At 65.2% G+C, this 8,367-nt stretch carries 8 protein-coding genes; 5 read left to right on the top strand and 3 right to left on the bottom strand.

Annotated elements, in window-relative coordinates; all coding sequences use genetic code 11:
* Window positions 1–130: 130 nt before the first annotated feature.
* From hemH to ACVOLV_RS21625, 4 genes are all read left to right on the top strand, one after another.
* The gene (gene hemH, locus ACVOLV_RS21640; RefSeq protein ID WP_481556154.1) at window positions 131–1,093 is read left to right on the top strand and encodes a ferrochelatase; all 963 of its coding nucleotides are present in this window, start codon (window positions 131–133) and stop codon (window positions 1,091–1,093) included.
* Window positions 1,090–1,953, top strand: a complete 864-nt coding sequence (locus ACVOLV_RS21635) for an alpha/beta fold hydrolase (protein ID WP_481556153.1) — start codon at window positions 1,090–1,092, stop codon at window positions 1,951–1,953. The genes hemH and ACVOLV_RS21635 overlap by 4 nt, the downstream gene beginning before the upstream one ends.
* Before the next feature lie 125 nt (window positions 1,954–2,078).
* Entirely contained in the window at window positions 2,079–2,555 is a 477-nt protein-coding gene (locus ACVOLV_RS21630) for a hypothetical protein (protein ID WP_481556152.1), read from the top strand.
* A 13-nt stretch (window positions 2,556–2,568) separates the two neighbouring features.
* Window positions 2,569–4,725, top strand: a complete 2,157-nt coding sequence (locus tag ACVOLV_RS21625; protein WP_481556151.1) for a methyl-accepting chemotaxis protein — start codon at window positions 2,569–2,571, stop codon at window positions 4,723–4,725.
* 453 nt (window positions 4,726–5,178) lie between these two features.
* Here the strand turns inward: ACVOLV_RS21625 and ACVOLV_RS21620 are convergent, their stop codons facing one another.
* From ACVOLV_RS21620 to ttcA, 3 genes are all read right to left on the bottom strand, one after another.
* Window positions 5,179–5,970: a M48 family metallopeptidase gene (locus ACVOLV_RS21620; protein ID WP_481556150.1), complete on the bottom strand. Its 792-nt coding sequence runs from the start codon at window positions 5,968–5,970 to the stop codon at window positions 5,179–5,181.
* A gap of 53 nt (window positions 5,971–6,023) precedes the next feature.
* Window positions 6,024–6,932: a recombination-associated protein RdgC gene (locus tag ACVOLV_RS21615; protein ID WP_282269426.1), complete on the bottom strand. Its 909-nt coding sequence runs from the start codon at window positions 6,930–6,932 to the stop codon at window positions 6,024–6,026.
* Window positions 6,933–7,012: 80 nt separating this feature from the next.
* The gene (ttcA, locus tag ACVOLV_RS21610) at window positions 7,013–7,918 is read right to left on the bottom strand and encodes a tRNA 2-thiocytidine(32) synthetase TtcA (protein ID WP_481556149.1); all 906 of its coding nucleotides are present in this window, start codon (window positions 7,916–7,918) and stop codon (window positions 7,013–7,015) included.
* Between the two features lie 75 nt (window positions 7,919–7,993).
* On the opposite strand from ttcA, the gene ACVOLV_RS21605 reads away from it, so the two are divergent.
* Entirely contained in the window at window positions 7,994–8,188 is a 195-nt protein-coding gene (locus tag ACVOLV_RS21605) for a YdcH family protein (protein ID WP_481514344.1), read from the top strand.
* Window positions 8,189–8,367: the final 179 nt, after the last annotated feature.

The raw sequence follows: 8,367 nt of genomic DNA, 5'->3' as shown, positions 1-8,367 counted from the left end.
TGGGGGCCCTCTCGCTCCCGGGCCGTCGGCTGCGACCCGCCCGGCCGCGCCCCCCCCGCCCCCCCCCCCCCCCCCAATACACCAAACCCGCAGCGCTCCCTTCTCCGCCCATACCTGCGAAAATGGCCGGATGTCCAACGCCCCCTCCACCGCGTTGCTCGCGGTCAATCTAGGCACGCCCGAAACCCCCACTGCTCCTGCGGTGCGGCGCTATCTGGCGGAATTCCTCAGCGACCCCCGCGTGGTGTCGATCCCCGCTTTCCTGTGGAAGCCGCTGCTGTACGGGCTGATCCTGCCGCTGCGCAGCGGTCGCTCGGCACACAAGTACGCGCAGGTGTGGCTGCCCGAAGGCTCGCCGCTGGCGGTCTACACCCATCGCCTGGCCAAGGCCATGCAACAGCAGCTGCCACAATGGCGGGTGCGCGAAGCCATGCGCTACGGCGAACCGGCCATGCTGTCGGCGCTTGATTCCCTGGCTGCCGAAGGCGTGCAGCGGATCGTGGTGCTGCCGCTGTATCCGCAGTACTCGACCACCACCACCGCCTCCATCGAAGACCGCGTGCAGCAATGGCAGGCGCGCAACCCCAAGGTGACGGTGCAGACCATCCGCGACTACGCCGATGACCCGGCCTGGGTCGCCGCAGTCGCCGCCTCCATTGCCGACTACTGGGCCAAACATGGCCGCGGCGGCAAGCTGGTGTTCTCCTTCCATGGCATCCCGCAGCGCCTGGCCGATGCCGGCGATCCCTACCCGCAGCGTTGCCAAGCCAGCGCCAAGGCCATTGCCGCAGCGCTGGGTCTGGCCAACGATGCGTGGGAGCTGGCCTATCAATCGCGTTTCGGCCGCGAACGCTGGCTGCAGCCCTATGCCGAACCGCGGCTGTGGGAACTGGCTGAAAGCGGTATCAAGACGCTGGACGTGGTCTGCCCGGGCTTTGCCACCGACTGCCTGGAAACCCTGGAAGAAGTGCAGATGGGCTTCACCGAAACCCTGGCCGAACGCGGCGCGCGCATGCGCTACATTCCCTGCCTCAACGACAGCACTGCCCACGCCAGCGCGCTGGCAGCATTGGCGGCGGCGCAACCGGCATGAACGCAGCCCCATTTGAACTGCAGCTCGATGGCATCCGCGTCGCCGGCCTGCGCGCCGGCAACCCGGATGGCCTGAAGGTCCTTGCCCTGCATGGCTGGCTCGACAACGCCGCCAGCTTCCTGCCGCTGGCCGCACAGCTGCCAACGCTGGATCTGGCCATGGTCGACCTGCCCGGCCATGGCTATAGCGACCACCTGCCGCTGACCACGCCGTACACAACGCCGCACGCCATCGTGCAGACCCTGGCCATTGCCGACGCGCTGGGCTGGGACCGTTTCGTATTGCTCGGCCATTCGATGGGCGCGGCGATTGCCAGCCTGATCGCCGCCGTGGCCGGTGAGCGGGTGCAGGCACTGGTGTCGATCGAGGCACTCGGCGGGCTGACCGCACCGGCGGGCGAAACCGTGCTGCGGCTGCGTACCTATGTGGACGCGATGCTCAAGCTCGACGCCAAGCAGTTGCGGGTATTCCCCGACCTGAGCGCGCCGGTACGCGCACGAATGATGGTCAACCAGCTCAGCGAGGCCTCGGCACGGCTGCTGATCGAACGCGGGGTCAAACCCGTCGACGGTGGTTGGAGCTGGCGTAGCGACCCGCGGCTGATGCTGCCCACCGCGGTGCGCATGACCGAAGAACAGGTCTGCGATGTGGTCAGCGCCATCCAGTGTCCGGTGCAGGTGATCTACGCCACCCCGGCCCAGGCCTATTTCCCGGAGCCGGAACGCAGCCAGCGCGCAGCGCTGCTGCCCGATGGCCGCCTGCATACCCTGCCCGGTCATCACCATGTGCACATGGATGACCCCGAGGCAGTCGCCACGATCATCCGAGACTTCATCGCGGCATTGCCTGACGCGAGCTGAATATGGGAGCCGATGCCAAGAGCATCGGCTTCAGTAGTAAGCGCGGCAGCCGATAACCCCGGCATTGCCGTAATCGAGAAGATGTCCCGCAGCCCCGCAACGGGTGCTGCGCGTCCCACCATCGCATGCCCCCCCGCCCCGCCCTTCGGCCCGGTGTCGTCACCGGCCTGATCCTGCTCGCCTGCTGGCTGGGCTGGACCACGACCAGCGTCGCCGCGCTTGGCCACCGCCCCGCCGCTGACGAAGCTGCGATCACGGCGCTGGTGGATGGACTGCGTGCGCGGGGACAGCTGCCGGCAACGACCGCGCCGTTGGCTATCCGACTGGACCCACCCGGCTGCACCTGCGAGCAAGACGAGCAGGCCTGGCAGCAGATCAGCGCCGCGTTGCAGACACAAGGCGGGCTTGCCATCTCACTGAACACAGTTGCCCCCCATGCGCTGCTGCTGTTGGCCGCCGATGGCAACCCGCTCTATGCCGGCCCCCTGCAGCCTTCCGCGCTGGCCTGTGGCCGCAGCGATGCAGCACTGGCCAGCTGGCCGCCTGCACTGCTGGTCGAACACAACCCACCTTTATTCCTTCCTCCCCGCTGTTCCTGCTGAACCGGAGTTCCCGATGTCCGCTCGCCCCCACGCCACGACGCCACCTCCCGACGCCTATTACACGCAGCTGGCCTGCGCGGCGGACCGTTTGTTCCTGTACTTCGGCCTGATCCTCGGCCTGGCCTCGTTGGCGCTGGCACTGTGGTCGGGGCAATGGCTGCCGTTCTACGCGGTCAGCCTGCCGTCGCTGGCACTGATGGCAGTGCAGATCAAACTGGCGCCGGGCAGCCTGCTCAGCCGGGTGACGGTTGCCCTGGTGCTGATGGCATTGGTGGCGGCCACCATCCAACAGGCCAATGGCCTGCTGGAAATGCACTTCGGCGTCTTCGTGGTGATCGCACTGCTGCTGTATTACCGCGATTGGATCCCGGTGGTGGTTGCTGCTGCCGCAATCAGCGTGCATCACCTGGCCTTCTACTGGCTGCAGACCCGCGGCCTGCCGGTGCGCGCCTTCGCTGCGGGCAGTGGCTTCAACATCGTGCTGCTGCATGCGCTGTACGTGGTGGTCGAAACCGCCTTCATCAGCGCGATGGCAGTGCAGCTGCGCCGCCAGGTACTGACCCTGGGCGCAGCGCCCACGCGCTTGCGCGCGATGGTGGACGCAATCGCCAACGGCGAAAGCAGCGACGCCATTGCTGGTGAAGCAAACTTCGCAGCAGGCACCCTGGCCGATGGCGTGCTGCGCATGCGCACCCAGCTTGAGCAGAAGCACCAGCAGGAAGCCGCGCTGCATCACGAAAACAGCCAGATCCGCGCTTCGCTGGATGCATCGCGTACCGGCATGATGATCGCAGACAACGAGCACATCATCCGCTATGTGAACCGATCGGTGGTCGCGCTGCTGCGCAACCAGCAGGAAACGCTGCGCAAAGCCTTCCCTGACTTCAACGTCGACACCCTGGTTGGCAGCAGCATCCACCGCTTCCACGCCAACCCGGCGCGCATCCGCGGCATGCTTGACCAACTCAAGAGCGTACACAATGGCCAGATCAGGATCGGCCCGGTGCACTTCAGCCAGGTGGTGACGCCGGTATTCAACGCCGACGGCAGCCGCAGCGGCTTCGCGGTGGAATGGCACGATCGCACCCAGGAGCTGTTGCTGGAAAACAGCGTGGCCAACATCGTTGCCGCCGCCTCGGCCGGCGCACTCGACCAGCGCCTGCAGTCGGTAAGCGAGGCCGGCTTCATCCAGACACTTACCACCGGCATCAACCAGTTGCTGGAGGTGGTTTCGACCACCACCGGCGAGCTGCGCACGATGCTGTCCGCATTGGCCGCCGGTGACCTGGACCACCGCGTGCAAGGTGACTACGCCGGCGACTTCGAGGCAATGAAGATCGATGCCAACCTCACCGCCGAACGCCTGACCGGCATTGTCGGCCAGATCAAGCAGTGCTCGCTGACGATCAACAGTGCAGCGCATGAGCTGGCGGCTGGCAATGACGATCTATCGCGCCGCACCGAGCAGCAGGCCGCCAACCTGGAAGAAACCGCCGCATCAATGGAGGAGCTGACGTCGACCGTTCGCGAGAACGCGGCCTCGGCCCGCCAGGCCAATCAGCTGGCCGTGGGCGCTGCTGATGTCGCCGCACGCGGCGGCGATGTGGTTGGACAGGTGGTGGCGACGATGCGCGCTATCGAGCTGTCGTCCAAACGCATTGCCGAGATCATCGGCGTGATCGACGGCATCGCCTTCCAGACCAACATCCTCGCCTTGAATGCGGCAGTGGAAGCCGCACGCGCCGGTGACCAGGGCCGCGGCTTCGCAGTGGTAGCGTCGGAAGTGCGCAGCCTGGCGCAGCGTTCGGCCACCGCCGCACGCGAGATCAAGGAGCTGATCGGCGACTCGATGAGCAAGGTGGATGATGGCGCAGCGTTGGTTGCGCAGGCTGGCAGCACGATGGGTGAGATTGTCGACTCGGTGCAGCAGGTCAGCGATATCGTCGCGCGGATCGCGTTGGCGTCGCAGGAGCAGTCGGCCGGCATTGAACAGGTCAATCACACCGTCGTGCAGATGGATGAAACCACGCAGCAGAATGCTGCTTTGGTGGAAGAAGCCAGTGCCGCTGCGCGTTCGATGGAGCAGCAGGCGAGTGCGTTGGCGGAGGCGGTTTCGGTGTTTCGCTATTCGACCGGTGGTGCGGCTGAGGTGATGCGCCGGGTGGGGTGAGTTGCTGCAGCTGTAGCAGGAACAAAATCGGACGAAAAAGCAAAAACAGAAGCAAAGGCACCCCTCCCTAGCCCTCCCCTTGCCTGCGGCAAAGGGAGGGGATGGATACTGCACTTGGCGGCTGTTTCGACGCCTGCAGCGTCCGCTCTTCCCCCTCCCTTTGCCGCAGGCGAGGGGAGGGTTGGGGAGGGGTGCTTTTGGCTTTTGGCTTTTGGCTTTTGGCTTTGGGCTTTTGGATTTTGGCTTTTGGCTGTTGCTACTGCTTGAGCCCTTCTCCCGCTTGCGGGGTGAGAGGGGCAGCTTGCGAACCACAGGTTCGCTGCCCATCGAACGCCCTTGCGCCAGCGCAAGGGCCGGGGCGCGGAGCGAGGGTTGGGATGAGGGGGCGCTTTTGATCTTGCCGGCAAGGCCCCTGCCGAGCATGGCTAGGCACTACAGTGGCCTGCTTTGGCTTCAGCCCTGCGCGCGCAGCAGCTGATGCAAGGTGCTCTTCAGCCTGCGGCCTTCCTCACGCAGGTAATCACGCTCATCGCGCCACGCTGGAAAACGTGCTTCCACCTCCGCCCAGAACGCCGGCGAATGATTGGCCTGCAGCAGATGACACAGCTCGTGCACCAGCACGTACTCAAACGCCGACGGCCGCGCCAACACCAAAGCCAGATCCAGGGCCATCGAACCATCCGGCGCCAGCGAGCCCCATTGCGAGGACATCACCTTGGGCCGCAGCCGTGACGGTGCACGCGCCAAACCCGGCAGATAACGTGGCAGCCACTGGCCGACATCGGCGCGCACCTGCACTTCATAGAATTCGCGCAGCGCGCGCCGCAACGCCGGTTCGCCTGCACGCGCCGGCAGCTGGATCGTCACCACACCCGCATCCGCCTCGATGCGGGTAAACCGCCCTTCCTGCCATTGCACCGGCAACAACTCACCGCGCAAGGGCAGCACACCGGGCTCGCGCAGGCGCAGTGCAGGTGCCAGCAAACCATCACCACCCAGCCGCGCCAACTGCTGCTGCAACCATTGCCGGTTGGCCTGCAGGAAACGCTCGCCGGAAACCAGGCTTGCCCGCAGCGGCATGGTCAGCCGTGCACCGCGTTCGTCCACGCTGAGCTTGAGCCGACGTGCGCGCGGATCACGCACGCGCAGCACTTCGATCTCGGCATCGTCCAGACGCAGGCGCACCGTATCGCGCTGGATCACCGGCGCGGCGGGCGTAACAAGGCGGCGGAACAGACTAACCATGGCTCCAGCATAGTCCCTACCCGGTTACGAAACCGGGTAGGTCAGCAACGGGTTCAGCTATCAGCCTTGCTCAGCTTGAATGCCTGTTCCAACAGCAGGAACAGACGGCGGATTTCACCGCTCTGCAGGGCGAAGCGGGCATCCAGTTCGGCACGGCGGCCTTCTTCGTCGATGTGCTCGAGCTGGTCCAGCGCGCCATCGAGGAATTTCAGCTTGCGCACGATCAGGTCGTCGCCAAGCACGAAGGACAGGTTGTCCTCGAAGATCAGCGCCAGCTTGGTGACCTGCTTGCCGGCATCCAGGTGCTTGTCGATCTCGTCGCAGCGCAGTTCCTGATGCTGGCATTTGACCACCGCGCCGCCTTCGGCCGGGTCCTTCATCTCGCATTCTTCGCCCAGGCTCAGGCCTTCGGGCAGCGGCTCACCGGCGATCCAGGCAGTCAGGATGGCGCGCGGTGCGACTTCGGCGTTCAGCGGCATCGCCGGGAAGCTGCCGAGCATGCCGCGGATGTCGCTCATCACGTTCTCGCCGGTCTTGCGGCTGGAACTGTCGACGGCGACGTAGCCGTGCTGCAGGTCGAGGAAGGCATCGGTGCGCGAGCTCTTGACGAAGGCGCGCGGCAGCAGCTCGTGCAGCAGGTCGTCCTTCAGGCGCTTGCGCTCACGCCCACCGGGCTTGCGGCCTTCCTTCTCTTCGATCTCTTCCAGCTTGCGCTGCAGCAGGTCGTTGACCACCACGCTGGGCAGGATCTTGTCTTCACCGCCGACGGTCAGCCACAGCGCATCGCCGATGCGGTGCGAGAACTGGATCTTTTCTTCACGGCCGAACGGCGAGATGAAGCCGCGCGAGGTCATTTCCAGCGCGCCGACCGGCTTGAGCACCACCTGCGGCAGCAGCGTGTCGACGTCGGAGAAATCAATGGAGGTAGGGAAACGGAACAGCGTGAGGTTCTTGAAAAACATGAATTAGGAGCCGGGAATAGGGAATCGGGATAGGGGAATGGGCAAGCCATGCCACCAGGAAATTGGAGTGGTGCCGGAGGTCAGACGCTACCACTCCGCGCACTCTGGTCTTCGCCGTCCAGCCATGCCTGCGCATCAGACTGCGGCGCGTCTTCACGGCGACCCAGCGCCATGAAATCGAACAGTTTGGGATCGGCCAGCTGCGAAGGGCGGATATCGCCCAGCGCGCGCGAGATCTGCTCGATGCGACCGGGCGTGTCCTTTTCCCACTGTTTCATCATCAGGCCAACCTGCTTGCGCTGCAGGTTTTCCTGGCTGCCGCACAGGTTGCACGGAATGATCGGGAACTGGCGGGTGTTGGCGTATTCGATGATGTCCGCTTCGCGCACATAGGCCAGCGGGCGGATCACCACATGCTTGCCGTCGTCGCTGCGCAGCTTGGGCGGCATGCCGGAAATCTTGGAGTGGTGGAACAGGTTCATGAAAAACGTGGCCACCATGTCATCGCGGTGATGGCCCAGCGCAATTTTGGTAAAGCCATTGGCTTCGGCATAGGTGTACAGCGAGCCACGGCGCATGCGCGAGCACAGCGAACACATGGTCTTGCCTTCCGGGATCACCCGGCTCACCACCGAATAGGTGTCCTGTTCGATGATGTGGTACGGCACGCCTACCGAGGCCAGGTATTCGGGCAGCACATGCTCGGGGAAACCCGGCTGCTTCTGGTCCAGGTTCACCGCCACCAGCTCGAACGGCACCGGCGCCTTCTTCTGCAGCTGTAGCAGGATATCCAGCAGGGTATAGCTGTCCTTGCCGCCGGACAGGCAGACCATCACCTTGTCGCCGGCCTCGATCATGCCGAAGTCGGCAATGGCCTGGCCTACCTGGTGACGCAGGCGTTTGCCGAGTTTCTGGTGTTCACGTTCGGCCACGTGCGGATCACGGGCCCGCGGGGCGGGATCGGGCAGGGAAATGACAGCGCTCATCCAGCCATTCTACCGGGTCGGCGGGGTCCCTCACGTGGCTGGCGGCAACGTGTATGCTCAATCCCCGTGGAGACCATGACCCCCGAGCAGATCAGCCAACGCATCGCCGTCCTGCGCGCCGAACACCGCAGCCTGGACGAAGACATCGCGCGCCTGGCCGCCAACCCTGACGACGATCTGGAAGCCAAGCGGCTGAAGAAGCGCAAGCTGCAGCTGCGCGACTGCATCACCAAGCTGGAAAGCATGCTGATCCCCAACGAACCAGCCTGAACGGAACCAGGTAGTGCCGAGCCATGCTCGGCAAGGGCCTTTCCAAGGCAACACATCAACACCGCAGGGATTGTGGGAGCGGGGGGCGCCCCCCCCCCCCCCCCCCCCCCCACCCCCCCCCCCCGCGCAAAAAAAGGGAGGGGGGGGGGGGGGGGGGCCCCCCGCCCCCCCCCCCCACA

The organism is Stenotrophomonas sp. STEN023 (assembly GCF_056760135.1).
Note: the sequence above shows the minus strand (reverse complement) of the source record. Positions and strands in the feature narration are given on the sequence as shown.

Excerpts from the sequence above, each read along its gene's own strand:
- hemH (WP_481556154.1), top strand. The coding sequence starts at position 131 with ATGTCCAACGCCCCCTCCACCGCGTTGCTCGCGGTCAATCTAGGCACG.
- ACVOLV_RS21635 (WP_481556153.1), top strand. The coding sequence starts at position 1,090 with ATGAACGCAGCCCCATTTGAACTGCAGCTCGATGGCATCCGCGTCGCC.
- ACVOLV_RS21630 (WP_481556152.1), top strand. The coding sequence starts at position 2,079 with ATGCCCCCCCGCCCCGCCCTTCGGCCCGGTGTCGTCACCGGCCTGATC.
- ACVOLV_RS21625 (WP_481556151.1), top strand. The coding sequence starts at position 2,569 with ATGTCCGCTCGCCCCCACGCCACGACGCCACCTCCCGACGCCTATTAC.
- ACVOLV_RS21620 (WP_481556150.1), bottom strand. The coding sequence starts at position 5,970 with ATGGTTAGTCTGTTCCGCCGCCTTGTTACGCCCGCCGCGCCGGTGATC.
- ACVOLV_RS21615 (WP_282269426.1), bottom strand. The coding sequence starts at position 6,932 with ATGTTTTTCAAGAACCTCACGCTGTTCCGTTTCCCTACCTCCATTGAT.
- ttcA (WP_481556149.1), bottom strand. The coding sequence starts at position 7,918 with ATGAGCGCTGTCATTTCCCTGCCCGATCCCGCCCCGCGGGCCCGTGAT.
- ACVOLV_RS21605 (WP_481514344.1), top strand. The coding sequence starts at position 7,994 with ATGACCCCCGAGCAGATCAGCCAACGCATCGCCGTCCTGCGCGCCGAA.